This window comes from Comamonas sp. CMM02, from assembly GCF_014851485.1.
GTDB lineage: Bacteria > Pseudomonadota > Gammaproteobacteria > Burkholderiales > Burkholderiaceae_C > Comamonas > Comamonas avium.
This window is the reverse complement of sequence record NZ_JACUZW010000002.1, coordinates 257,870-283,856: the sequence shown is the minus strand read 5'-3', so window position 1 is coordinate 283,856 and position 25,987 is coordinate 257,870. Positions and strand designations below refer to the sequence as shown.

General features: G+C 60.1%; 20 protein-coding genes and 1 other RNA gene. 9 read left to right on the top strand and 12 right to left on the bottom strand.

Annotated elements, in window-relative coordinates:
• Window positions 1-46: 46 nt before the first annotated feature.
• The 5 genes from IB213_RS06460 to IB213_RS06440 all read right to left on the bottom strand — a co-directional run bounded on the left by IB213_RS06460 (window position 47) and on the right by IB213_RS06440 (window position 5,857).
• Window positions 47-2,452, bottom strand: a complete 2,406-nt coding sequence (locus tag IB213_RS06460; RefSeq protein ID WP_192405779.1) for an EAL domain-containing protein — start codon at window positions 2,450-2,452, stop codon at window positions 47-49.
• Between the two features lie 172 nt (window positions 2,453-2,624).
• Window positions 2,625-3,566 carry a tyrosine recombinase XerC gene (locus IB213_RS06455; RefSeq protein ID WP_192405778.1) on the bottom strand — a complete coding sequence of 314 codons (942 nt, stop codon included), beginning with the start codon at window positions 3,564-3,566 and terminating at the stop codon, window positions 2,625-2,627.
• Window positions 3,567-3,575: 9 nt separating this feature from the next.
• On the bottom strand, window positions 3,576-4,280 hold the full coding sequence (locus tag IB213_RS06450; protein WP_191723157.1) for a DUF484 family protein: 705 nt from the start codon (window positions 4,278-4,280) through the stop codon (window positions 3,576-3,578).
• Window positions 4,277-5,155 (bottom strand): diaminopimelate epimerase, encoded by an 879-nt coding sequence (dapF, locus tag IB213_RS06445; RefSeq protein ID WP_192405777.1) that lies wholly within the window; start codon window positions 5,153-5,155, stop codon window positions 4,277-4,279. Before dapF ends, IB213_RS06450 begins: the two co-directional genes overlap by 4 nt.
• A 69-nt stretch (window positions 5,156-5,224) precedes the next feature.
• Window positions 5,225-5,857: a 2-hydroxychromene-2-carboxylate isomerase gene (locus IB213_RS06440; RefSeq protein WP_191723159.1), complete on the bottom strand. Its 633-nt coding sequence runs from the start codon at window positions 5,855-5,857 to the stop codon at window positions 5,225-5,227.
• A gap of 21 nt (window positions 5,858-5,878) precedes the next feature.
• Between IB213_RS06440 and IB213_RS06435 the strand changes: the two genes are divergently transcribed.
• Complete coding sequence (locus tag IB213_RS06435; protein ID WP_192405776.1) at window positions 5,879-7,420, top strand: NAD(P)/FAD-dependent oxidoreductase; 1,542 nt, start codon at window positions 5,879-5,881, stop codon at window positions 7,418-7,420.
• 105 nt (window positions 7,421-7,525) lie between these two features.
• Here IB213_RS06435 and IB213_RS06430 read toward each other — a convergent pair whose 3' ends face one another.
• On the bottom strand, window positions 7,526-8,113 hold the full coding sequence (locus tag IB213_RS06430; RefSeq protein ID WP_191723161.1) for a YSC84-related protein: 588 nt from the start codon (window positions 8,111-8,113) through the stop codon (window positions 7,526-7,528).
• Window positions 8,114-8,377: 264 nt separating this feature from the next.
• On the opposite strand from IB213_RS06430, the gene IB213_RS06425 reads away from it, so the two are divergent.
• Window positions 8,378-8,767, top strand: a complete 390-nt coding sequence (locus IB213_RS06425; RefSeq protein ID WP_191723162.1) for a DoxX family protein — start codon at window positions 8,378-8,380, stop codon at window positions 8,765-8,767.
• Window positions 8,768-8,833: 66 nt separating this feature from the next.
• Here the strand turns inward: IB213_RS06425 and IB213_RS06420 are convergent, their stop codons facing one another.
• Entirely contained in the window at window positions 8,834-9,598 is a 765-nt protein-coding gene (locus IB213_RS06420; protein WP_192405775.1) for a S4 domain-containing protein, read from the bottom strand.
• Window positions 9,585-11,264 carry an MBL fold metallo-hydrolase gene (locus tag IB213_RS06415; protein ID WP_192405774.1) on the bottom strand — a complete coding sequence of 560 codons (1,680 nt, stop codon included), beginning with the start codon at window positions 11,262-11,264 and terminating at the stop codon, window positions 9,585-9,587. The genes IB213_RS06420 and IB213_RS06415 overlap by 14 nt, the downstream gene beginning before the upstream one ends.
• A gap of 156 nt (window positions 11,265-11,420) precedes the next feature.
• On the opposite strand from IB213_RS06415, the gene IB213_RS06410 reads away from it, so the two are divergent.
• Complete coding sequence (locus IB213_RS06410) at window positions 11,421-12,416, top strand: tripartite tricarboxylate transporter substrate binding protein (protein WP_191723165.1); 996 nt, start codon at window positions 11,421-11,423, stop codon at window positions 12,414-12,416.
• A 96-nt stretch (window positions 12,417-12,512) separates the two neighbouring features.
• Here IB213_RS06410 and rnpB read toward each other — a convergent pair.
• Together rnpB and IB213_RS06400 are read right to left on the bottom strand one after the other, a co-directional pair.
• An RNA gene (gene rnpB / locus IB213_RS06405) (RNase P RNA component class A) lies at window positions 12,513-12,849 on the bottom strand.
• A 34-nt stretch (window positions 12,850-12,883) separates the two neighbouring features.
• Window positions 12,884-13,054, bottom strand: coding sequence for a hypothetical protein (locus tag IB213_RS06400; protein ID WP_191723166.1), 171 nt, complete (start codon window positions 13,052-13,054; stop codon window positions 12,884-12,886).
• 180 nt (window positions 13,055-13,234) lie between these two features.
• Here IB213_RS06400 and cysK point away from each other — a divergent pair, with 180 nt between their 5' ends.
• The 4 genes from cysK to IB213_RS06380 all read left to right on the top strand — a co-directional run bounded on the left by cysK (window position 13,235) and on the right by IB213_RS06380 (window position 18,610).
• A complete protein-coding gene (gene cysK, locus IB213_RS06395; RefSeq protein ID WP_191723167.1) occupies window positions 13,235-14,155 on the top strand; it encodes a cysteine synthase A in 921 nt (306 codons plus the stop codon).
• A gap of 212 nt (window positions 14,156-14,367) precedes the next feature.
• Entirely contained in the window at window positions 14,368-16,212 is a 1,845-nt protein-coding gene (locus IB213_RS06390; protein ID WP_192405773.1) for an ABC transporter ATP-binding protein, read from the top strand.
• Between the two features lie 159 nt (window positions 16,213-16,371).
• Entirely contained in the window at window positions 16,372-18,051 is a 1,680-nt protein-coding gene (locus IB213_RS06385; RefSeq protein ID WP_225561005.1) for a methyl-accepting chemotaxis protein, read from the top strand.
• Window positions 18,052-18,355: 304 nt separating this feature from the next.
• Window positions 18,356-18,610, top strand: a complete 255-nt coding sequence (locus IB213_RS06380; RefSeq protein WP_192405772.1) for a hypothetical protein — start codon at window positions 18,356-18,358, stop codon at window positions 18,608-18,610.
• Between the two features lie 20 nt (window positions 18,611-18,630).
• Here IB213_RS06380 and IB213_RS06375 read toward each other — a convergent pair whose 3' ends face one another.
• A complete protein-coding gene (locus tag IB213_RS06375; protein WP_192405771.1) occupies window positions 18,631-19,593 on the bottom strand; it encodes a tripartite tricarboxylate transporter substrate binding protein in 963 nt (320 codons plus the stop codon).
• Between the two features lie 371 nt (window positions 19,594-19,964).
• Here IB213_RS06375 and sbcD point away from each other — a divergent pair, with 371 nt between their 5' ends.
• Both sbcD and IB213_RS06365 read left to right on the top strand, forming a co-directional pair.
• Window positions 19,965-21,200 carry an exonuclease subunit SbcD gene (gene sbcD / locus IB213_RS06370; RefSeq protein WP_192405770.1) on the top strand — a complete coding sequence of 412 codons (1,236 nt, stop codon included), beginning with the start codon at window positions 19,965-19,967 and terminating at the stop codon, window positions 21,198-21,200.
• Entirely contained in the window at window positions 21,197-24,646 is a 3,450-nt protein-coding gene (locus tag IB213_RS06365; protein ID WP_192405769.1) for an AAA family ATPase, read from the top strand. Before sbcD ends, IB213_RS06365 begins: the two co-directional genes overlap by 4 nt.
• Window positions 24,647-24,744: 98 nt before the next feature.
• Here the strand turns inward: IB213_RS06365 and IB213_RS06360 are convergent, their stop codons facing one another.
• Window positions 24,745-25,845 (bottom strand): J domain-containing protein, encoded by a 1,101-nt coding sequence (locus IB213_RS06360; RefSeq protein ID WP_192405768.1) that lies wholly within the window; start codon window positions 25,843-25,845, stop codon window positions 24,745-24,747.
• Between the last annotated feature and the right edge of the window lie 142 nt (window positions 25,846-25,987).

Genomic DNA, 25,987 nt, shown 5'->3' with positions numbered 1-25,987 from the left:
GCACTTATGCACAAAGCGCTGACAGCTATCAATATTCATGGCTTTACTATGCAGCTACACGGTTTTCCAGCAAGCTGGCCATGGAAGCCAGATTCAGGTCTCCCACCAAAACGCCTGCAAACCGCCTGGCAGCGCCATAAATGGGGACAGCAATCGTCAGGCAAAAATCTTCCGTCGCACTGGACAGGTAAATCGGAGAGACGAAAGGCTGGCCACTGTCGCGCACATGGGCAAAGTACGACTGCCCACTGCGGTTGGCTCCGGCACCACCGGCACGAATCCGTCCGTACATGGCGGGGTTGATCCAGTTGGCATAGGTTTGCACGCCCTCGGCATCCAGCTCGAACAGCACCTCAAAGAAAGGATAGGCTTTGAATACATGGTCCAGCGCCCGGACATCACGCCCCCTTGGCGCTTGCAGCAGGCGCTGCAAGATGTCCAGCACATGCTCCTCCCAGCCCGCCATGCTGGGGTTGCAGCCCTCGGGCTGAATCACACGCGCAGCGCTCACCGCTTCAACCACAATGACATTGCCGCCCGCCGTTTTACCCACCTTTTTAAGCTTGGCCGCACGCGCCGAGGCTTCCACACTGTCTTGCGGCATGCCTGTGCTGCCGTTGACGCACGAGACCGACATGCTGGCCACCGGGTGCGTCTCTCCGTCTTCGGTCACAAAGTAGCCGCGCTGCAGGTCTTCCGTGTCGTACAGGTGGCGCGCCAGGGTGTAAAACTGCGCCATGGCGCGTTGCAGCTGCGGGATCAGCAAGGGGTCTGGCTGGTCAAAAAGCACGATGAAATCGTCACCGCCAATGTGCCCCAGCATGCACTCCGTGCTCATGGCGAACACGTGGCGCAAAATTTCTGCCAGCGTGCGGATCATGGCGTCACCGCGCACAAAACCATAGCGATCGTTGAAGGCCTTGAAATGGTCCAGGTCGATATAGACCAGTTCCAGACAGCCATGTTTGCGCGCAATGCGCATCTCAATGGCTTGCCGCAGCGTAGGGCCGGTGGACAACTGTGACAGCGGATGCAAGCTGGCGCCGTGCTCTTGCCGCGCCAGCAGGTGCGAGACCAGCATCATCGGCTCCAGCGTGCCGATGTAGCAGCCTTGCTCATCCACCACCGCCCACGGCGTGGCCTCTACCCGCTCCAGATACAGGCTGCGCGACAGCGCCGTCAGCCCTATGTTGAATGGCAGTGTGCGGTGCAACGGCTGCGCGCCCTGCGCCACCGTGCGAACGTTGCGTGCCAGCGCCTTGCCCCGGTGCAGCACACCTACGGGGCGGTCTCCATCAGTCAGTACGCACCAGGGCAGCTCAGGCGCTTCGCGAAAAGCCTGACGTACCAGGGTCAGTGGAGCCTGTATGTCGAAAGCAGGCGGAGACTCGATCACATCGGTGATGCAAAAGCGGTCCACGCGCTGCATCTTGATTGTTTTTTCGCTGGGGGGCACCCCCAGCTTGCCCGTTAACGGTGCATACGAGGGTTTGGCCAGCAGGAAACCCTGCACCAAATTGATGCCCAGTGCACGGCAAAACGTCACGTCTTCCTGCCGCTCCAGACCTTCTGCAATGACTGTGGCACCCAGCCTCTCGGCCATGGAGACCAGTGCCTCCAGCAACACCGAGCGCACTCTGCTGCCACGTGCCTCATGCACCAGCCCGCGGTCAACCTTGATGAAGTCCGAGCGCACCATGGCCAGCACAGACAGACAGTTAAAACCCGCCCCCATGTCGTCCAGCGCAATGCGCAGGCCTTGGGAGCGCAATTCATCACAGCGCTGCGCCAGCCCACCCGGGTCGACTTTCTCGCTTTCAACCACTTCAATCACCACTTCATGGTGATCCACGCCATAGTCACTGAGCCATTGGAAAAACTGCGACGGCCATTCTGGCTGCATGAGCGTAGAGGGCAGAACGTTCAGAAACAGTGTTACGCCGGGCTCAAAGTCGCTCACCTTGCGCTGCAGCGCCTTTTGCTGCAACGCCATATCCAGCGCATCCACCCGCCCAAGATGGCGCGCCAAGGTGAAGGTTTCGTAGCCCGTGAGCAGCTGCCCTTCAGGGGTGCGCAAACGGCACAGAGCCTCATGGGCATAAATGCGCCCGCCATCTGACAGATCAATGATGGGCTGAAAGTGCACTTCCACGTACTTTTCCATGCCACTGTGCAGCCATGGATAGCGCAAACGCGTCAGCAGCACCATGAAGGGGACTGCCGTATCCAGCAGCATGGCCGCAGACTGCTGGGCCGCCACATCGACCACGGCCACCAGCGTCAGTGCCAGCACCTGTGCGTCTGTATCTTGGGCCAGCTGATGCATAAGCGGCAGCACATCATCTTTATGACCCAGCTTGAACACCCAGACATTGCGCCCCATGCGCATGCCGTGCAGGCGCTTCCAACTGACTGGAATGTGGTGACCTTCGAATTTGAGGAGTAGCTCCATGGCACCTGGCTTGCGCTGATTGACTTGTATGCATCCGTAACAAGCAATAAATGCACCATCTGCACTCGTCAAAAAAAGTAGCTGTCAGCGCTTAATAAACAATGAATTCAGCATTAAAAGTATCTGAAAAGATTATGGAATATGCGATAGATGCTCTTATTTAAAAATCAAACTAACCTGGTTTTTTTCGCGCTCGCGGGTGTGCCAGGTCATATGCCTGCGCCAGATGCTGAAAATCCAGCCGTGTATAGATCTGGGTGGTGGCAATGTTGGCGTGCCCCAGCAACTCCTGCACGGCGCGTAAATCACCGCTGGACTGCAGCACGTGGCTGGCAAACGAATGGCGCAGTACATGCGGGTGCACCGCGGCAGGCAAGCCCGCTTGCTGACTGCGCTGGCGCAGGCGCAGCCAAATCGTCTGCGCTGTAATGCGCGCACCGCGCGTACCCACAAACAACGCAGGTTCTGCCCAATGCGCAGAAAAGCGAGTGCCACGCACTTCAATCCAGCGCTGCAGCGCCTGTTTGGCTGCGCTGCCTACAGGCACACTACGGCGTTTACCGCCTTTGCCTGTCACATGCACCAGCCCCGCCTGCAAATCCAGCCAGCCCAGGCCTGAGCCCGCCTGCACATCCAGCTGTGCCAGCTCGCTGACCCGCAGGCCACTGCTGTAGAGCAGCTCTGTCATGGCTGCATCGCGGGCTTCGTCCCAGGGGTCGGCATCAGGGTTCACAAAGGCGGCCAGTTGCACGGCCTCATCCACCCCCAGCGCTTTGGGCAGCGGTTTGGCTGTTTTGGGGGCACGAATACCCTCCACCGGATTGCGCTCTACCCAGCCCTGCCAGGCCGCCCAGCGAAAAAAACCACGCCAACACGACAGCCACAAGGCAATGCTGCGCCCGTGCCTGCCCTGGGCATGCAAGGCAGCCACAAAGCGACGGATATGCGGGGGCTGCAGGGCCAGTACTTCATGGCCCGCTTGTGCGGCCATGGCCTGCAATTGCTGCAGACCTTCGGTGTAAATAGCTACCGTTCGCACGGCCAGCCTGCGCTCGCTGGCCACATGCTGCACATAAGCTTGCAGCGGTGGCGCTAGCGCAGCGGTGTCTGGCATGCGCGCAGATTAGTTGCCCGAAGGCAGCACACGCAAGCGCCCCAGCGCTGCGCTGGCTTGCTCGGCAATGCGAGAGAGAAACTCGGTGCCCATGGTGGCGTCAAAACGCAGCGGATCGGGAGAGCCCAGCACCAGCAGCCCGAAAGCGGCGCTCTGGCTGTCGTTCTGACCGTCGCGCAGCGTCAGCAGCGCCATGGATTGCACTTCTTCGGGATTGGGCAGCCACGCTGTGGGCTCAAAGCCCAGATTGGGGCCACAAAACGGCATGGTCAACGATGTAGCAAAGGCCTTGGCATCTTCACTGACCCCCATGGTGAACAGCGAACCCATATAGGGGCCGGCCACATCCCACACACGAATACCTACCTGAGGAACATCAAACTCCGTCTGAATGCCCGTAGCAATGGCACGTGGCAGCTGACGCACGTCCTGCACCGCAGACAGGCCACAGTTCCAGCGGTGAATCTTGTGCGCAATCGCAGAGTTCTCACTGCTGTTGCGCACCATCTCCATGATGCGCTGCTCCAGACCCTTGATCTTGTCACGCAGCATTTCTGCCTGGCGCTCTTGCAGGCTCACTGCGCGCTGGCCATGGCCACTGCTCAACTGCACGCTGGACAGCATTTCAGCGTGGCGCTCAAAAAATTCCGGGTGTTGCAGCAAGTACTCGGCAATGCTGGAGTCATTCATGGCGTGTGTTTCTATGCTGTTCATAGTTCTTCAGGAATGTGAATTTGGCCTTCAAAGACCGTGGTCGCTGGCCCCGTCATCATGACGGCGTCTTGGGCGCCACCGGCCCATTCAATGGTCAGCAGGCCCCCGCGAGTATGCACGTCAACGCGGTGATCCAGCACCCCCAGAAGGATACCGGCAACCACCGCCGCACAGGCCCCGGTTCCGCAGGCCAGTGTTTCCCCCGCACCGCGCTCATACACGCGCAGCTTGATGGCCTGACGCGACAGCACCTGCATAAAGCCTGCGTTGACGCGCTGCGTAAAACGTACATGGTTTTCAATCAGAGACCCCACAACGGCCACCGGCGCGGCCTCTACATCAGCGACAAGCTGCACCGCATGCGGATTGCCCATGGACACGGCAACCACTTCAACCTGTGGCTGTAGTGCAGGCGCCTGCAACTCCAAAGGCCATGTCAAGGCCTGCGCCTTGCGCTGCTCTGGCAGGCCCGATGCATCAAACGGTACACGGGCAGGCTCCAGCACCGGCGCTCCCATGTTGACCGTGACACGCCCATCGTCAGTGAGCCTTGGAGCAATCACACCGGCTTGTGTCTGCACGCGAATTTCGGTTTTGGCCGTCAAGCCCTTGTCATGCACAAAACGTGCAAAACAACGCGCTCCATTGCCGCACTGCTCCACTTCGCCGCCGTCGGCGTTGTGGATCACATATTCAAAGTCCACCCCGTCGGTGGGCGCAGGGCGCACCGTCAGAATCTGATCGGCACCCACGCCAAAGTGGCGATCCGCCAGAAAACGGTAGTGCGCGGGCGTCAGACCCAGACGGCCCTGGGTTTCATCCAGCACGACAAAGTCGTTGCCAGCGCCTTGCATTTTGGTGAATCGAATTTGCATAGCAGTGCAGTTGTGGAAAAGTTGAAAGCTTAGAACTTTTTAATGAAAGCCCACTGCTTTAGTAAAAACCTACGGCTTTGCAGCGCGCAGCTTGTCCAGCGCACGCTCGACAAACATCAAACGGTCCTGCCCCCAGAAGCGCTCGCCGTTGAGCACGAAGATAGGCGCGCCAAAAATGCCTTTTTCTACAGCTTCTTCGGTGTAGGCCTTGTATGCAGCCTGCACAGGGGCAGATTCTTCCAGCGCCTGCAATGCAGCGCCGTCATAGCCCGCTTCGTTGGCAATGGCGATGCGTACATCGGCATCCGAGGTCTTGCGCTCTTGCGCCCACAGGGCACGCAGCAGAGCATGCGACAGGGGCAATGCATCCAGACCTTGGAGCTGGGCCGCAATCACCATCCATCCGGGCTTCTTGTTCCAGTTCACATCGTCGGCAACGCCCTGAGGGTAGTGCGCAGGCTGCAAATTCATGGGCATGCCCAGATAGTCACGCCAGCGCGCCAGCTCCAGCGCATGGTAAGTCTTGCGAGGCTCAGGACGGGTCTTCAGGGGAACGCCACCGGTTTGAGGCACCACCAGCTGGAAGTCATAAGGTTTGAGCACCAGCTTGACGTTGTGGCGACGCACGATGTCTTGCAGCTGGGGCCCCGCGAAATAAGCCCAGGGGGAAGAAAGGCTATAGAAACAGTCAAGTTGGGTCATAGATGGATTATCTTCGCGGCTGTGAGCTACGAAACCAATTCCCCAATCGTTGACCGGGCGCTGGCGCCAGTCCCCCTGCAAACCATCAGCAGTTCGCGCAACCATGACGCCTTGACTGCACTGAGCCAGCAAGCGCGGCGTGACCTGCAGCGGCTGAACTACCCTGCCCCCAATTGGGTCATCGCCCCCCACGCTGACAGCGTGCTGGATGTCCTCATCGTCGGGGCTGGCATGTGCGGCCAGACCGCTGCGTTTGCCTTGCAGCGCGAGGGTTTGCGCAATATTCGCATCATTGATGCCGCTGCACGCGGCGGCGAAGGACCATGGGCAACCTATGCCCGCATGCTGACGCTGCGCAGCCCCAAGCAACTCACCGGTCCCGATCTGGGCGTGCCCAGCTTGACCTTCCGGGCCTGGTATGAAGCCCAGCACGGCAGTGGCGACATCTCTAATTTCGATGCCAGCATGCCCGGTTGGGCAGCGCTGCACAAGATTGGCCGAGTGGACTGGCGCGACTACCTGCTGTGGGTGCGCGATACGGCAGACATTCCCGTGGAGAACCTCACCCGGCTGGACAGCCTGACCGACGAAGACAGCGTAGCGGTTGCCCGGATCACAGGCCCGCACGGCAGCGAGACCGTACGCGCCCGCAAAGTCATTCTGGCGCTGGGGCGCGATGGCAGCGGTGCACCGCGCTGGCCCAGCTTCCCCAGCCTGTCCATGCAAGACCCGCTGGCCAAGGGCCGCGTCTTTCACACCATGGATGAGATGGACTTCACAGCCATGCAGGGCAAAACCATTGCGGTGCTGGGTGCTGGTGCCTCCGCTTTTGACAATGCGGCTTGCGCACTGGAAGCAGGCGCCACTGTGCAGCAATTTGCACGCCGCAAGCTGATGCCGCAAATCAACAAGAGCAAGGCAGCATCATTTCCTGGATTCCTGCGCGGCTATTCGCAGCTGGACGACCAGCGCAAATGGCGTTTTTATACGTATATTTTTGACGAGCAGGTGCCACCGCCATGGGAAACCGTGCGCCGCTGTGATGCGTTTTCTACGTTCAGTCTGCAACTGGGTTGCGGCTGGAAAGATGTGCAGCCCATGCAAGACAGTGTGCATGTCACCCTGTCTGATGGCAGCATCAAGCATTTTGATGCCGTCATTTTTGGCACCGGCTTTGATGTCGACATGCTCAACCGCCCAGAGCTGGAGCGCTACAGCGCCTACATCGACACCTGGGCACACCACGTTTCGCCCCAGCAGGCGGCCTCCAGCATCGAAGCCGCGCGTTTTCCATACCTGGCGCCCAGTTTTGCACTGCAAAGCGTGGACGGCACACACGCTGAGGCCATGGGTCGCATTCACCTGTTTAACTGGGGTGCCACCATGACGCATGCTGCCGTGGGCAGCGACATTCCTGGCCTGGGCGTTGGCTCAACCCGCCTGGCCCACGCCATCGCGGCAGACCTGTTCGTCCAGGATGCGGATCTGCACTGGCAGCACCTGCAGGAGTTCGACGAATCAGAACTGCTGGAGACACGCTGGCACCAGGCTGGTGAAGCTTGAATGAAAAATAGCCAGCTGCGCCTTGTTCACAGGCGTTGCAAGCCCATTGCACATAAAAAAAGACCAGCAAGCGCTGGTCTTTTTTTTGAGGCAGGGAAGTACCAATTACATCTTGATCTTGGAGATCTTTGCGCCCTGCACCGAAACGCCGGCTTCCAGGCCAGTGTTCGTCAGCACATAGCTGCTGATGGGTGCGTTGGCTGTGGCCGTATCAACACTGCCATTGGCTCCGGCCTTGCCCACCGCCACCGTGGCATCGGCGCCCACCGACCAGCCATCGCTGTTGACAAACTTGTTGTAGGCATCCTGCGTATTAAAGACATAAATGACGGCCTTGGACTGGCCACCGGCTTGCCAGCCCACCGAAGCTGCTGTGGTGCTGTAGTAACCGCGGCTGGTGCCGTTGGAGCGCAGTACACACTTGCCATGCTCAGCGCCGATCACAAAGCTGCCCCCGATCACAGCCGGGCATACCAGCACACCCTTGGACTTTGCTACCAGTTCGCGGGTGCCGGGCATGGCGCTGTACAAGCGAGTCAAAGCAGCCGTAGCTTGAGATTCCAGCTCAGCACGACTGTCTGGTGCCGAGCCCTTGCCTTGTGTATTACCCGTCGTGGTACAGCCGACCATGGCCACAGAGGCCACAACAGCGGCAGCCAGAACGGAAGAGCGCAGAGAGAAAGACTTTTGCATAGTTGGAATCCTCTTTGAATGAACCTGAAAGGGCACACTCCGTACGCGCCATCGGGCAGCCTTTGGAATGTGGCTGAAACCATCCTAGGGGGCAAATCACCACCAAGGTGCACTGTTCAGGCATGTCTCAATGCAAGCCTACAAAGGCCGCGCGCCTTGTCTGCCATATATGCAGGATTTCTACGCACAAGCAATGGTTTACGATGGTGTTCGCCCTGTTTTACCCGCTACCATCGCGGGCAGTCACCACTTAAGCTTGACCCTATGAGCGTTTGGAAAAACTTTCACCATCCCCGAGCCGCCATGGTGCTGCTGCGCGTCACTTTGGCCATATTGGTTCTGTTTCACGGCTGGGCCAAGATCACGAATGGCATTGGCGGCATTGAAGCCATGGTCGTCAAGGCCGGACTGCCCGCCTTTGTGGCCTATGGCGTGTTCATTGGCGAAGTGATCGCCCCCCTGTTCCTGCTGGTGGGCCTGTTTGTTGTTCCCGCAGCACTGGTGATTGCCATCAACATGGTGGTGGCTCTGGTGCTGGTGCACGGCAGCCACTTTTTGCAGATCAGCAAATCTGGCGGATGGGCACTCGAGCTGCAGGCTTTTTTCCTGATTACGGCCATTGTGGTGGCCATGGGGCACAGCCGCAGCAAGTAGGCCCCGTACAAAGACAACAAAAAAGGCGCGAAATTCGCGCCTTTTTTGTTGCCTGAGCGACAGCGTTTAAAAGCGCTCCCAGGGCATGGCATAGCGCCACTGACCTTCTTCCAGTTTGGCCATGGAGATACGGCCCACGCGCAAGCGCTTGAGACCTATCAACTGCAGCCCCACGCCACGGCACATGGCGTCTATCTCTTCCGGAAAGATACCCTTGAGGGCAAAACGCAGGCGATTGTCACTTTGCCAGCTGACCTTGATACGTGGCAGACGCTTGCCTTCAATGGATGTGCCCTCACACAAGCGCTCCAGTCCGTCCTCATCCATGGTGCCTTGGACATGGGCAATGCATTCTTGCTCTATGTACAGCGCCTCTTCAGTCAGCTTGCGCACCATGCGGCGATCTTGGGTAAAGATCGTCAATCCACTGGCCGGCACGGGAATAGGCGTCAGGCATTCCAGATTCTGAAAATGCTTTTGCAACATGCGAATGGGGGCAGGCGTATCGCCTTGATTCCAGTTCGAAGGCAGCAGCAGCTCCAGCGCATTTTTGGCCCCTCGCCCTCCAGCATGCACGGTATAGCCCGCTGGCTTGTGCAAGAAGATGGTGACAGGGGGTACGGCTTGTGCCTTGGCGCCTTGCTGGACCGTCACTTCCTGCTCGGGTCGCACGCGCGCACCCAGCGTTTCGACGGTGACGCCGTCCACTTTGACGGTGCCGTGTTCAATGTACAGCTCGGCCTCGGCGCGCGAGCATTGCAGTTGCTCTGCCAGTCGCTTGGACAGGCGGACGCTGTTGTCGTTGTTCTTGGGTTGTTCAGTCTGAGACATGGTGCAAGCCTAAAGCACGAATGCGTTCCACGTGCGCGATCAGGCTTCTTTCCGCCAGCTTCCACAGGGCTTGTGGCGTATCGGCGTAGGCCAGCGCCACCCAGTCTTGCGTGGTGCCCGCAGGTTTTTGCTGCATGGCGGCAAGCACCCTGGCCTCACGCGCCAAACGGTGGGCCTTGAGCCTGGCAATCACACCAGGGGCATCACCCAGCGCATAGCCATGCGCAGGCAGCACGAACTCGACACCTTCTGTTGTGCACAGATGGGCCAGCTTGTCCAGGCTGGCAAGGTAGTCATGCATGTTGCCGTCTGGCACATCAATGATGGTTGTGCTTCCATTGAGGATGTGGTCGCCACTGAACAGCAAGGCATCTTCCTGCAGCAGCAGGCACAGATGGTTGGCGGCATGACCGGGCGTATGCACGGCACGCAAGGTGTGCGTCTGGCCTTGCATGCTGCGGGCCTCTGGCACTTGGGGTGACAGCGTTAGCTGCTGGCCATCTTCAAGCACTGCATCAGGCACAAAATGGCTGTTGGCCCGGGCTGTCGGAGCAGAAGGCAGGCCGTAGATCAACGGTTTGACCTGGCCTTGCTGCACGCAATGCGCCTGCAGCAAGAATGCACCGGGCGAATGATCGGCATGCGAATGCGTGCAGACGATGGCGCGCACATCCCGCCCAGCAGCCTCCCACAGACGGGCCACGTGCGCTGCATCGGCGGGGCCGGGATCGATAGCGATATAGCCTGTGCTGGCCTCACCTACCAGATAGCTGTTGGTGCCGGGGCCCGTCATCACATTGGCGTTGGGAGCAGTGAGCCGCAACAGGTTCTTGCGCAATGGCACGGCACGTTCGCTTTGCCACGCCAGTTCATGCAGGATCTGTCCATCAGGACACACCATGGCCAATTCGCCATAAGCGCCATCGTGCTCCATGCACCGAAACTCTTTGCCCAACATACGCCCGGCGCGTGGTGCACTGATCCACAGCGGCCCCTGCGCCACCGCATCCAGCACCGACTGCGCAGTAGGAAAGCCTGACAGCCGCTCCAGCGTACGCAGTGTCGGAAAAATCATCGGCATCTGGCCCGCTTCATAACGCGCCAAGGCTTCCTGGGGGTTGACCCAGACAGGTTCAAATTGCTCTGACTCATCGGCCACCGGCGTTTGCCCCTGAGGCATTTGCGCCACAAAAAACGGGACGGCGAAACGCTTGGGCAAATTGCGGTCAGCCGTCCAATGCGCCAGTTGCCAAACACTGCGTACATCCAGCTGCAGCCCTCTGCCCGCCAGCTGGGGCCACAAAGGGGCACACCGGTCTATGGCGTCCACATCTGCCTGGGTGGCAGCCCGGCCATCGGCATGCACAGCCAGCAGCACGCCCATTTCTTCCATTGTCTCGCGTACTGCGGCAATGGCCTCGGTCAACCCATCTGCAGGCGCGCCTGCCCGGTGCGCCACCTGTGCATGGGACTGCGCGTCTTGCGCCTCTATGCCGCCCCCAGGGAACACATAGGCACCCGGGACAAAACTGGCCTTTTCAGAGCGGCGCGTCATCAGCACCTCCCAGCCACCTTCCGCGCGGTCTCGCAGCAGCAGCAAGGTAGAGGCATGTAACGGTGTGACAGGCACACGCTGGGGATGGAGCAATTGTTCAGGACGCAGCATGGTGCGCATTATTCCGCGCTCTTGGGCAACAGCTTGTCACCAAGCTTAACCACGCCTCATACCCAACCTGCATAAGCAAGCATATAGACATACATAAATCTTATGAAGATGCATTCACAATGCAGGTACTTGACACACATCAGAGACACCACCGCCATGTCACCCATCGCTCACCGCATCCTGCTTTGCACCGCTGCTGCTTTTGCATTGACTGCTGCACCTGCCGCTTTCGCCCAAGGCGACTGGCCCACCCAGCCCATCACGGTGATGATGACTTTCAACGCGGGCTCTGGTGTGGATGTTGTGGCCCGCCTGATTCAAGAGCCGGTCTCAAAAATTCTGGGCCAGCCCGTGATTATTGATTACAAGCCCGGTGCCGCAGGCAATATCGCCAGCGAATACGTCTCGCGTGCCAAACCCGATGGCTACACCCTGGTGTTTGGCACGGCCGCCACGCATGGCACCAACGCAGCGCTGTACCCCAAGCTGCCCTTTGATGTTGAAACCGACTTCGTGCCCGTCACCCCGGTGGTCACCGTCTCTAACGTCCTGACCATCAATCCTGAGGTCATCAAGGTCAACAACCTCAAAGAGTTTGTCGCCGAGATCAAGGCCAACCCAGGCAAATACAACTTTGCCTCGACCGGCAACGGCACTGGCACACACATGGCGTTTGCCGAGCTGAACTGGCGCCTGGGCCTGGACATGGTGCATGTGCCCTACAAGGGCGGCCCCGATGCGATCACCGCCGTGTTGCGTGGCGAGACCTGCTGCATCATGAATCAGGTGCAGACCGTGCTGCCACATGTCAAATCCGGCAAGCTCAAGCTGCTGGCTGGCAGCACCGCCGAGCGCATTGCTGCGGTACCTGATGTACCCCCAGTGGCTGACAGCGGCTTGCCGGGCACCAAGGGTTTTGACAGTGCCATCTGGTTTGGCATCTTTGCCCCCAAGGGCACACCCGCCCCCATCGTGGCCAAGTTCAATGCAGCGGTACAGCAAGCGCTGCAGCAGCCACAAATTCGCGAACGCCTAGAAAGTACCGGCAACAGCCTGCGCCTGGAAAGCCCGGAACAATTCAAGAAGACTGTGCATGAAAACCGCAAGAATCAGGCAGAAATTGTCAAGGCTGCGCATATCGTGATTCAGTAACGAAGGATTGAATTGCGCATAAAAAAACCGCGTACGGAGCGATCCGTAGCGCGGTTTTTTTATGGCCTGCTCATGGTGAGCCAGCCGCAATCAAAAGTGTGAAGTCCGCCGATAAGCCGGATTCTGTGCACATGGTTGCCCATGCGTGACTGCCATTACTCTGGGCTGGGAGTCGCCCCACCAGCTCGATGCTACCTACCCGCACACTCCGGGGGCCCCGTCAACGTGTGCCTACTTGGTATTGCTGCGCGTAGAGATTGCCCGTTTCACCCCCGGTGGTTTACCTTGCGGTACGCCCCCGAGACTCGTCTCTGTTGCTCTGATCCTCACCTCACGGTGGACAGCTGTTAGCTGCTACGCTGCCCTATGCAGTCCGGACGTTCCTCCAGTGCCGTGTTTCCACGATTGCACCAGCGACAGTCTGGCGAACTTCACGGGCGCAATTATCGCTCAGGAACCCACATCTTTCAGGAGCCTGCGGAAAGCACCCGAACGTCATAGACGATCACACACATCACCGCCAGCACGCCCAACATCATGCAGCCCCCGCCCCAGCGGGTGTCGCGGTAGGAAAAACCAACCAGCAACGAGACGCAGGCGATGGACATGGCGATCATGTTGAAGTAAAGCAGAGACATGTGTGATTCCTATAAACAATGCAATCAGAAGTATCTGCGCAGTATGCGCATTTGCATTTTGCGCAGCGCATGTCCTAATCAAACAGTGCACTTATCTGCTTTGGACATATCGATATCGCTGCGGGTATGAACAAGTACGCCAGAATGTGTTTTTTAAGCTTTACCCCTCAAGGAGATGCTATGAAATTCGACAACATCTTGCAGACCATTGGCAACACCCCCGTTGTACGCATGAACCGTGTGTTTGGCAGCAGCGCAAACGTGTGGATCAAGTCGGAGCGCAGCAACCCCGGAGGGTCGATCAAAGACCGCATCGCCCTGTCGATGGTGGAAGCCGCCGAAAAATCTGGCGCTCTGGTTCCCGGGGGAACCATCATTGAGCCCACCAGTGGCAATACCGGTGTGGGTCTGGCTTTGGTGGCCGCTGTCAAAGGCTACAAGCTGATCTTGGTCATGCCTGAGAGCATGAGCATTGAACGCCGTCGCCTGATGCTGGCCTACGGTGCCAGTTTTGATCTGACGCCCAAAGAAAAAGGCATGAAAGGCGCCATCGCCCGTGCTGAAGAGCTGGCCGCACAGACCCCCGGCGCATGGATTCCACAGCAGTTTGAAAACCCCGCCAACGTTGAGGTGCACGAGCGCACAACGGCACAGGAAATTCTGGCTGACTTTCCCGAAGGCATTGATGCACTGATTACCGGTGTGGGCACAGGTGGCCACCTGTCTGGTGTAGCCAGAGTGCTCAAAGCCAAATTTCCCCAGCTGAAAGTCTTTGCCGTTGAGCCTGCGGCATCGCCTGTCATTTCGGGTGGCGCTCCTGCGCCCCACCCCATTCAGGGGATTGGCGCTGGTTTTGTACCCAAGAACCTGGACACCAGCCTGCTGGACGGCGTCATCCTGGTTGAAGCAGAACCCGCGCGCGAATACGCCCGCCGTGCTGCAGCCGAAGAAGGCCTGCTGGTGGGCATTTCATCGGGAGCCACTTTGGCTGCCATTGCCCAGAAACTGCCCGAGCTGCCAGCGGGCGCCAAGGTACTGGGCTTTGCCTACGACACGGGCGAGCGTTATTTGTCGGTCGAAGGCTTTTTGCCCAACGCGTAAATACAGCCACCCCCATCAAAAAAGCCGCGGCACAAAGCCAGCGGCTTTTTTTATAGCTGCCAGCGCTTACAGACAAACGCTTTCAAATAGTTTTATATCTGAAAACAAGCACACATAAGCGTTAGCAGCTCTTATTTTAGAAAAGCATTCTCCTTATCCTGTCGAGGGCATGGCTGTCACCTACCATCGGCAGCACAAGGAGTAACACCATCTTGTTTGGCTTTTTCGAAAAACGCATCCCTCCCTATCCCACCGCAGAGCCCACTCTGCCCCCCACGGGTTTCGTCGCCTTTCTGTGGGCGTGCACGCGCGGCATGCGCGGCTGGATTTTGCTGCTCACGCTGACCAGCGCCGCGCTGTCCGTGTACGAAGCTTTCTTGTTCGGCGTCATGAGCCACGTGGTCAACTGGCTGTCGACCACGCCGGCAGCAGGTTTCTGGGAGCTGCAGCGCGGCAGCCTGCTGGGAATTGCCGCCATCTTGCTTTGCAGCATTGGTCTGCTGGCACTGCACACCATGGTCATGCACCAGGTGCTGGCCATCAACTTTCCGATGCGCATGCGCTGGGTGTTTCACCGGCTGATGCTGGGGCAGAGCATGTCGTTCTACGCGGACGAGTTTGCAGGTCGCATCACCACCAAAATCATGCAGACGGCACTGGCCGTGCGCGAGGTGGTGTTCATCGTCGTTGACGTGCTGGTCGGCGTGGGCGTGTACTTCATCAGCATCTTGCTGCTGGCGGGCAGCTTTGATGTGCGCCTGCTGCTGCCGTTCGGGCTGTGGCTGCTCAGCTATGCGGCAGCCTGCTGGTTCTTTGTGCCCCGCCTTGGAAAGATTGGCAAGGCACAGGCCGATGCACGCTCGCTGATGACGGGCCGCGTGACCGATGCCTACACCAACATTGCTACGGTCAAGCTGTTTGCCCATACCCGCCGCGAGGCCGAGTACGCGCGCAACGCCATGGACGATTTCAAGCGCACCGGCTATGCACAGATGCGTCTGGTCAGCCTGTTTGAGCTGACCAACCACGCCATGATCACGCTGCTGATTTTGAGCAGCAGTGGCTTGTCACTGTGGCTGTGGATGCAGGGTCAGGCCGGGGCCGGTGTGGTGGCTGCCGTCATTGCCATGGCGCTGCGCATTGCAGGCTATTCGCACTGGGTGATGTGGCAGATGACGGGGCTGTTTGAAAACGTGGGCACCATCCAAGATGGCATTACAACGCTGACCAAGCCACGCACCATCACCGACATTCCGGGCGCCCAGCCTCTGCACGTGACACAAGGTGCGATTGCCTTTGAAAACGTCAGCTTTGGCTACAAGGATGGTGGCAAGAAAGTGATTGACGGGCTGAACCTGCAGATTCGCCCCGGTGAGCGCATTGGCCTGATTGGCCGCTCGGGCGCTGGCAAATCAACGCTGGTCAACCTGCTGCTGCGCTTTCACGAGGCCCAAAGCGGGCGCATCACCATCGATGGGCAAGACATCACACAGGTCACGCAAGACAGCCTGCGCGGCGCCATTGGCATGGTCACGCAAGACACATCGCTGCTGCACCGCTCCATGCGCGAGAACATTCTGTATGGCCGCCCGGATGCGAGCGAAGAGCAGATGCGCGCTGCGGCTCAGCGGGCACAGGCGGCCGAGTTCATTGACACGCTCAGTGACCGCCATGGCCGCAGCGGCTATGACGCACAGGTGGGCGAGCGCGGGGTCAAGCTCTCGGGTGGCCAGCGCCAGCGCGTAGCCATTGCGCGGGTGATGCTCAAAGACGCGCCCATCTTGCTGCTCGATGAAGCCACCAGCGCGCTGGACAGCGAGGTCGAATCCGCCATTCAGCAAAGTCTGGACAGCTTGATGGAAGGCAAAACCGTGATTGCCATCGCCCACCGACTGTCCACCATAGCCGCCATGGACCGCCTGATCGTCATGGACAAGGGCCACATTGTGGAAGAAGGCACCCACCAGCAATTGCTGCAGCTGGGCGGCATCTACGCCAAGCTGTGGGCGCACCAAAGTGGGGGGTTCCTCAGTGAGCCAGAGGAAGGTCAACTTTGAGTCATGCGCAAGAATTGATCCAACACAAACAGTACGTAACTGACTGCTGGATTACAAGATAAACGGTTCGTCATTTAGACCGGGTCTACCTAGCATGTGAAGCCATTTTGTGCGGGCCTATCGTCCGCCCAATCAAGGATTCACACCAAGGCAAGCACCATGCACCCCACCATCGAACGCACTTCGGCCAAAAAACCCAGCGTTCCTGCAGCCCATGCTGCGACCAAGACCACCAGGCAGACACCGCCCCCCAAGCCGGTGTTTGAACCTGCGCTTCGCACCGTTGCCCCCCCTGCCATGGCCGCACTGCGTGACGAAGAATTTGTGGTGCCAGACAGCGAGCTGCTCATGTCCACCACGGACCGCACAGGCCGCATTACGCATTGCAACGCTGCCTTTACCCACGTCAGTGGCTTCAGCATGGATGAGTTGATGGGCCAGCCCCACAGCATCGTGCGCCACCCCGACATGCCTGCAGAAGCATTCAAGGACCTGTGGGCCACCATTGGCCACGGACGCGCATGGTCTGGCGTGGTAAAAAACCGCCGCAAGGATGGCCGCTACTACTGGGTGCGCGCCTATGTCACGCCCATCATTGAGGGCGGCAAGCCGGTGGGCTACATGTCGGTGCGCGTCAAGCCCTCAGAGGGCGAAGTACGTGCCGCCAGCGCCCTCTATGCAAGCTTCAAAAACGGCGCACAGGGCAATATCTACCTGCATGCAGGACGTGTCCGTAAAAATGGCTGGCTCAACCAGCTGGGCAAGCTGCAACGCGCCAGTTTTACCCAGCGCCTGCTGGCATTGCTGGCGCCCATGTTGCTGGTGGCCATGCTGTTCCCGCTGATGGGCTGGAACGCCGGGTGGCAGCTGGGCTTGCAGGCGGGTCTGCTGGCTGCACTGACGGCGCTGACGCTCTACCGCCAGCACATCCGTGTGACCCAGCCGTTTCATGCCGTTACCTTTCTGGCACGCGATATTGCAGGCTGCAAGCTGGACGGGCCTTTGCCTGAATATCTGGGCCGCCACCCCATGGCGTTTTTGCTGGAACGGCTCAAGCAGGTGCACATCAACCTGCGCGCCGTGGTGGGCGATGCCCGCCATGAGATTGAAGGCTTCACGATGCTCTCGGGCAACCTCACGCAAGGTGCCACCAACCTGGCCCAGCGCACAGACCGCCAGGCTCAGGACCTGCAAGAAACCGCCGCCGCCATGGAAGAGCTGTCGGCCACCGTTGCCAACGCCCAGCAGGCCACGGAAGAAGTCAAGGTACACAGCGAGCAAAGCGCCAGCCTGGCCGTACAAGGCGGCAAAGCCATGGACGAGGTGGGCACGCTGGTGCAAGACATGCACAAGTCTTCACAGCAGATGGGGCAAATCATCTCCACCATCGAAAGCATTGCCTTCCAGACCAACATCCTGGCCCTGAACGCGGCGGTTGAAGCTGCCCGTGCGGGCGAGCAGGGCCGTGGCTTTGCCGTGGTCGCCAGCGAGGTGCGGGCTCTGGCCAAGCACAGTGCGCAGGCGGCGGGAGAGATTCGCCATCTGATTGCCGAATCCAGCGAGCAAATGAACCAGAGCGCGCGCCATATGCAGCACGCGGGGCACACGATCACCCAGGCCGTGTCTTCAGTGACACAAGTGAGCGATTTGATCAGCAGCGTGGTGACTGCCACACGTGAGCAGACGCTGGGTATTTCGCAAGTCAATGATGCGCTGAACGATCTGGATGCCGTCACTCAGGACAACGCGCGCCTGGCCGAAGAATCTGCCCACTGCGCACAAGACATGAACACCAATGCCGGCATCCTGCGCCGCACTCTGGACGTGTTCCGCATGTAATGCAGCCACCGGATCTCACACCATCTCAAGCCCCTTCAGGGGCTTTGTTCTTTATAGCTACTGGCGCTTGCCAGATGGTCACTTCAAATACATTGAATGCTTAAAGCAATAGTGCATCTGCGCTAGCAGCTCTTGTTTTTGAATTCTGTTGCACGACCACGACGCAAACAGTCTCCCATCGCTGTGGTGCATCAAACAGCGTGCAGGCTGCAGTACACACGGCCACAGACCTTGATGTGCATCGCTGGACAGGCGTGGCTGATGTTTTCTATGGTGCTGGCATTCACACCATTGGGCACACACCATGAATGCAACCCCTACCCTGCCGGAATACCTGCAAATTTTTGGCGAAGAAGGCCCGGTCACTGTAGAAGTGCACGGCCCTTGCGGCCCGCTGCCCCTGCCTGCACGCCGCATCTGCGCCGAAGACATCGTCTGGCTGGTCAGCCTGGATGGGCAGTTGCTGCGCCAGGAGATGTGCTTTGACGGGCAGGTGATGCAGCTGCTGCGCTGCGAGCTGAACCCCACGCTGCAGCGCATCCATCTGTACGTGAAGTAACCAGCCCGGCTGCCTGGCCTTTACTCCAGGCCAATGCCCTGAACAATGTCCTTTTCCTGCGCAAACGCCTGCTTGGCGAAGGCAGCGTAGGCTTTGTGGTCGCGGTAATCGGTGCGGATGCCATAGTTGGCAATCACCTGGCGAAACGCAGGATCATCCATCGCAGCCTTGATGGCGGCATCCAGCTTCTGCACCACTTCCTGCGGCATGCCTTTAGGCCCTGCAATGCCCAGCGGAGACGGCACATCAAAGCCATAGCCGGCCTCCAGGAAGGTAGGGACATCTGCAAAAGCTGCCGGGCGTTTGTCGGCTGCCGTTGCCAAAGCGCGCACCTTGCCTGACTGCACCATGGGCAAGATGCTGTTGGCAAAAATTGCCGACTTGATGTGGTTGCCCGACAAGGCGTTGATGGCATCGGCATCGCCCTTGAACGGCGCGTGGTTCAGGGTAATGCCCGTTTTCTTCTCCAGCAGCGCCATGGCCACATGGTTGGCCGTGAACTTGCCCGGTGTGCCGTAATCCATCTCGCCCGGGTGCTTCTTGGCCCACGCCACATAGTCCTGCAGGGTTTGAATCGGCGAATTGGCCGGCACCGTGAGGATGAAGTCATACGTCATGAACGAGGCGATGTAAGTGAGATCGCGCACCGGGTCATACGAGACTTTCTGGATATAGGGCTGGCGAAAAATGCCCACGGGTGCCAGCGTCAGGCGGTAACCATCGGCCTTGGCCGTCAGCATGTCCACCACGCCCATGGCCCCGGCAGCGCCCGCCTTGTTCTCCACCACCACGGTCTGCCCCAGTGTCTTGCCCATGCCCAAACCCAGAGCCCGCGCAATCACATCCGTCACCCCGCCCGGCCCATACGGCACGATCAGCGTGATCGGCTTATTGGGAAAACTGTCACCCTGCGCATGCGCAGAACCGATGGCCATACCCATTGCCGTGGCCAGTGCGCTCAGGGCCAGAATTCGTCGCTGCATGCTTGCCTCCTTGTGATTTGCCGTAGAACATGGTTTGAATCTAAAAGGCATTGCGCAGTCCGCTGTGCGGGTCTGCCCTGAAGCGTTACAAACTAGGACAAACCACATCGTGCGCTGCAGCATGCCGCTGGCAATGGCGTGCAAGCCGCGCCCACAGCGGCTTTGCGTGCAGGCACACAGCCCAGTAGCGATGGTGCAGCGCCGTCTTGGCCGTCCCACGCGCGACTGTGCATGGCACATGCCGGGCGGCAATTGCATGCATCAGCGCCACCCACACCGCCCCAGCCAGTTGCACCCAAGCACCAGCACCCGGGCCAAAGGGTTGATAGCATCGCTGCTTGCTCCTTTACACCGCCGTCTGAACACCTTCCATGCGCATCCTCCATACGTCTGACTGGCACCTTGGCCAAAGCTTCATGAACCACAGCCGCGAGCGTGAGCACACGGTGCTGATCGACTGGCTGCTGGATCAGGTCGATGCCCAGTCAGTGGATGCCGTGCTGATTGCCGGTGATATTTTTGACACCGGCACCCCCCCCAGCTACGCCCGCGCGCTGTACTACCGCTTGATTGCGCAACTGCACCAGCGCAAGGTGGCCCTGCTGCTGCTGGGCGGCAACCATGACTCGGTCAGTGTCCTGACCGAAAGCTCCCCGCTGATGCACCACCTCAACACCACAGTGATTGCTGCCACAGGCAATGCCGCGCAGCACGTGGTCACACTGCCCCGGCGCGGCAGCGCCACGCCCGGCTGCATCGTCTGCGCTCTGCCCTTCATCCGCCCGCGCGATGTACAGCAAAGCCAGGCGGGCCAGAGCGCGCAAGACAAGCAGCGCAGCCTGCAAACTGCCATTCAAGAGACCTATGCACAGGTGTTTGCCGCCGCCCAAGCCCAGCAGGCTGCCCATGAAAACGCACACGGCCTGCGCCTGCCCATCATTGCCACCGGCCACCTCACCACCGTTGGTGCCAGCAGCAATGAATCAGTGCGTGAAATTTATGTGGGCGCTCTGGAGGCCTTTCCCACCAACGCATTCCCCCCGGCTGACTACATTGCGCTGGGCCACATCCACAAACCGCAGAAAGTGGGTGGGCTGGAGCACATCCGCTACAGCGGCTCGCCGATTGCGCTGGGCTTTGATGAAGCCCGTCAAAGCAAAGAGGTGCTGCTGGTGGATGTGAACGCCAGCGGCCTGCAAGCAGTCACGCCCCTGCCCGCACCGCTGTGCCAGGTGCTGGCCAGCGTCAGCGGCAACCTCACCAGCCTGCCTGCAGCTTTGTCAGCGCTGTCTGCGCAAGGCACACCAGAGCACCCCGTATGGCTGGAAGTGACCGTACAAGAAGATGATTATTTGCCCGACCTGGCCCCCCGCATCGAGGCCATGGTGCAAGGTTTGCCCCTGCAAGTGCTGCGCGTCAAGCGCCAGCGCAGCACGGCCATGCCCCAGTTGTTTGCTGATACGGGGGAATCACTCGATGAGCTCTCGCCCACAGAAGTCTTTGCGCGCCGACTGGCGCAAGAGACGCTGGAGCCTGCGCTGAGCCAAGCTTTGACGACGCGTTACGCACAGGTGCTGCGCCAGCTGCAAGCCGGAGATGCGGCATGAAAATTCTGAGCCTGCGCCTGAAAAACCTGAACGCACTCAAAGGTGAGTGGACGATCGATTTTCGCAAGCCACCATTTGCCGACAACGGTCTGTTTGCCATCACGGGTCCGACGGGCGCGGGCAAGTCCACGCTGCTCGATGCCATCTGCCTGGCGCTCTACCACGAGACACCGCGCCTGGGCGGCCTGAGCACCACCAGCAACGACTTGATGACCCGCCACACCAGCGACTGCCTGGCAGAGGTGGAGTTTGAGGTGCAAGGCACCACCTACCGTGCGTTCTGGAGTCAGCGCCGCGCGCGCGACAAAATCGATGGTGCCCTGCAAGCCCCCAGGGTCGAGCTGGCGCAAATTCATGCAGACACCGGTGAGGGAGTCATTGTCACCACCCACCTCAAAGAAAAAACCAAACGCATCGCCGACATCTCGGGGCTGGACTTTGGCCGCTTTACCAAATCCATGCTGCTGGCCCAAGGTGGTTTTGCGGCATTCCTGAACGCCAATGCCAACGACCGCGCCGAGCTGCTGGAAGAGCTGACCGGCACCGAGATTTACGGCCAGATTTCACAAACCGTGTTCGAGCATGCACGTGCCGCACGACAAGCGCTGGAGACACAGCACGCGCAGGCGCAAGGCATGCAGCTGCTCGACGAGAGCACGCGCACCGCCCTGCTGGCACAGGCCAGCGCGTTGCAAGCCACGCTGAATGATTTGCAGGCGCAGCAGACACAGCTGCAGGCCGTGCAACGCTGGCAGGCACAAACTGCACTGACCGCGCACGAAGTCACCCAGGCCCGGAGTGCCCAGAGCAGTGCCCAGCAAGCCTTGCAAGACGCTGCAGCGCACTTGCAGCGCCTGCAGGCCCATGGCCCTGCGCAGGCAATTGCCCCCCTGCACGGGCTGTGGCAACGTGCCCACAACCAGCATGCAGCACAGCTGCAGCAACTGCAGCACCTGCAAGCCCAGGCGCTGCAGACACAAAGCGAGCAATGGCTGCAGCACCAGCAGCTGCAGCAACTGTCCGCACAGTCCCACCACGCTGCAAAGCAGCAGCTGCAGGCCGCCTTGGCACAGCAAGATGACTTGAACACTTGGCTGCACACCCATGCCAGTCACGCCCATTTGGGTGAAAGCCTCAGCGGCTGGCGTGAGCAGCTGCAACAGCACCAGCAACTGCAGCAGCAATGCCAGCAAGCCGGCAAGCTGCTCACCCAGCTGCAAGAAAGTGCCCGGCAGCTACAGCAACAAACCGCCGCACAAACCCAGCACGTCAGCCAGACTACGCAGCACACAGAACACGCCCTGCAGGCACAGCAAGCTGCGCAGCATGCCCAGCACCTGCGGCTGTCCGCCCACAGCGCTGGGCTGCCCGGGCTGCGCCACCACTGGCAAGCCGCACAGCGCCAGTGGCAACACTGGCAGCAACTGCAAAGCCACGCAGCCTTGCGTTCGCCGCTGGCGCAGCAGCTGCAAGACAACGCACGGGCGCTCAGCAGCATTGCCAGCCTTGTCCAGCAGCAGCTGAGCCAGCGTGAAGACCTGCGCAGCCGCTACAAGGCGCTCAAAGACAGGGTGCAGGACAAGCAAACGTTGCTGCTGCAAGAGCAGCGCATTCAAAGCCTGCAAGCGCACCGCCTGGCCCTGCAACCCGGCCAGGCCTGCCCGCTGTGTGGCGCACACGAGCACCCTGCCATCACCGCCTACGCGGCGCTGGACATCTCAACCACCCAAACGGCCCTGCAGGAGGCACTGGCCAAGCGCGATGCCCTGCAGCAGCAAGGCGAGCAGCTCAATACGGCACTGGCCACCCGCCAAACGCAGCACGAGACGCTGCAAACACAGCGCGAGAGCCTCACCACCCAGATTGCCCAGTGGCAAACCCACTGGGAGGCCTTGCGTGCGCAGGCTGCAACGCAGGTGGATGACAGCGCCTGGCAGCAGCCCGAACAGTTGCACCTGGGTGGCCAGCAGGCCCAAGCGCAGATTGCAGCGCTGGAACAAACGCTGGCTGAGGCAGAAACCGGCGAACGCCAGTTGCAAACCTGCAAAGAGGCCTACCAGACAGCGCTGCAAACCCAGCAGCAGGCAAGCTTTGCTCTGGCTGGCACCCAGCAGGCGCTACAAGACAATGCCGGGCAGCAGCAACGCACCAGCGCCACACTGCACGACCTGCAGCAGCAAGCCAGCAACCTGCACACCAGCTTGAACAACGCCGTGCAGGCTGTGGGCTATGACTTGCCAGCCACAGCAGCAGTCAGCGACTGGCTCACCGCGCGCCAGCAAGAATGGCAAACATGGCAACAGCAGCAGCGGACACTGCAAGCACTGGTGCAGCAACTGCAAGGGCTGCACCAGCATTGCCAGCAAGCGGCGCAAGATGCCGCGCATTGGCTGCAACGCAGCCAAGCCCTGCCCGCCCTGCCTGCTGACGCCCCCAGCGCCACGGGCGCTCTGCCCGCCAGCTTGGCCGAGGCAGTGGCGCAACTGGCGCAAACCGAGCAAGCACTGACATCCATACAGGGGCAGATCACCCAGGCCAAAACCAGCTTGCAGCAGTTGCAACTGGCCTGCGAACAGGCCCAGACCGTGTGGCTGCAAGCCCTGCAAGCCAGCCCGTTTACCGATGCAGCCGCATACGCCGCGGCCTTGCTGCCTGAAGAGGAGCGCAGCCGCCTGCAAACGCTGAGCGAGCAGCTGCACGCCGCCGCGCAGCGCACGGCCACCGTATGCACGGACGCCAGCCAGCGGCTGGCCACACTGCAGGCGCAAGCACTGAGCGAAGACACCCCCGAGGCCGTGAACGCACACATCGCGGCACTGGAAACCGAACGCACCCAGCAGGCCGAACAACTGGGTGCCCACCGCGCCCGACTGGCTGACGATGCGCAGCGACGTGCCGGACAGCAAACGCTGCTGGCCCAGATTGCCGAGCAGGAAAAAGACAGCGAGCTCTGGCAGCGCCTGAGCGGGCTGATCGGCTCCAAGGAAGGCGATAAATTCCGCAAGTTCGCACAAGGGCTGACGCTGGACCATCTGCTGCATCTGGCCAACCAGCATTTGGCGCGCTTGCACGGCCGCTATCTGCTACAGCGCAAATCCACGGGCGAGCTGGAGCTGGACATTGTGGACAGCTGGCAGGGCGATGCCGCCCGCGACACGCGCACACTGTCAGGGGGCGAGTCGTTCCTGGTCAGTCTGTCGCTGGCTCTGGCTCTGTCGGACCTGGTCAGCCATAAAACGTCGATCGACTCGCTGTTTCTGGACGAAGGTTTTGGCACGCTCGATGGCGACACCCTGGAGACGGCACTGGCCGCGCTGGACAGCCTGAACGCCAGCGGCAAGATGATTGGCATCATCAGCCACGTCGAGGCACTCAAAGAGCGCATTCCCGTGCAAATTCGTGTCGATAAAGCCGGCGGCGTGGGGCATTCCAAGCTGTCCTTTTAAGCACCACCCAGCAGGCTCTGGCGCACACACAGCCTTGCTCGCAATCTCAGCAAGATAAAAGGAAAAGCAGGTGCTGTTCAGCGCCAGCCTTGCCTTCCTTAATCTGCGTGCCGACGTGCCAGTGTGCGCTCGTGCTTGAGCCACTGCTTGAGGGCGTCTGGCTCCTCGTCCAGCGCCTTGAGCAGCTGCTGCAGGTAATCGATGCCGCCTTGCAGTTGCTGCAAGCGCTCGCGCACCTGGGACATCAGCTTTGCAGGCTGTAAACGGGTGGTGGCATCCAGACCAAACTCACGGGCAAATGCCTGCATGCGTGCTTGCGCGTCGCGCTGCAGATCACTCCATTGCTCTTGCAGCATGCGGTTGTACGGTGCCAGGCGTGCATCGCTGAGCTGCGCCAGCCGTGCCGGGTCCATCTGCTCGGCTTCCCACTGCAGCTCCAGCAATTCCATCAAACGCCCTGCTTCATACGCAATGTTCACGCGCTGCATCAAGGCCGTTTTGCGCTCGCGCTCTTGCGGGTCTTGTTCGCGGTCAGGGTGCAAGCGGCTGGCCAAACGCCGGTACACCTCGCGCAGTGACTGCGTGGCCAGCTCTGCGGCTGTCGGCCCTTTGGTCTTCTGGGCTTGCTGGGCCTTGCGCTGCTGGCGCTTGGCCTGATGCTGGCCACGGGCGCGTTCAGCCTGCGCTGCGCCAGCCTGGGCCTGGGCTTCCAGAAACTGCGCCACCGCTTCCATGTCTTCCCAGTCAATGTCCTGACTGGCTGACTCTGGCGCAACCGCCTGCGCAGCAGCACCGGTTGCATCGCCCGCGTCGTCGTCATCTTCTTGTTCAGGCGTATACCGCCGCACCAGTTCTTGCATGGCCGCCTGCTGGGCGGGGGTGTCACTCAAGTCCGCCACTTGCTGGGCAGACTCCAGAAGGCAGGTCTCCAGCAACTGGCGCTCTAATTTGGAGAGTTTGCGACCCGCTTGCTGATCCAGGTACTGCGCCAGATCTGCTTGCAAATCAAGATAACGGGTGCGCAGCGGCGCGCCATCGCGCGCAAAGCGCGTGCGGCAGGCTTGCACGGCCTCGTCCCAGGCTTGCAGCCAGGCACGCTGCTGTGCAATGCGCTGCACCCAGGTGTTAAAAAGCTGCTGCTCGGCACTGAGCGGCACTTGCGAAGCGGTTGCATCAATACGCAACAAAGAAGAAGCCACAACGGGCACGAAAGAAGGTGCATTCACCCCCGCATTGTGCGCCAGGGCCCGCACCCCGTGGTGAGCGGGGGCGTTAATAATTAACGATCAAATCCGTCTTTATCGCTTACGCAGATTACATCTGTCGCTCACTTTTCAAAAC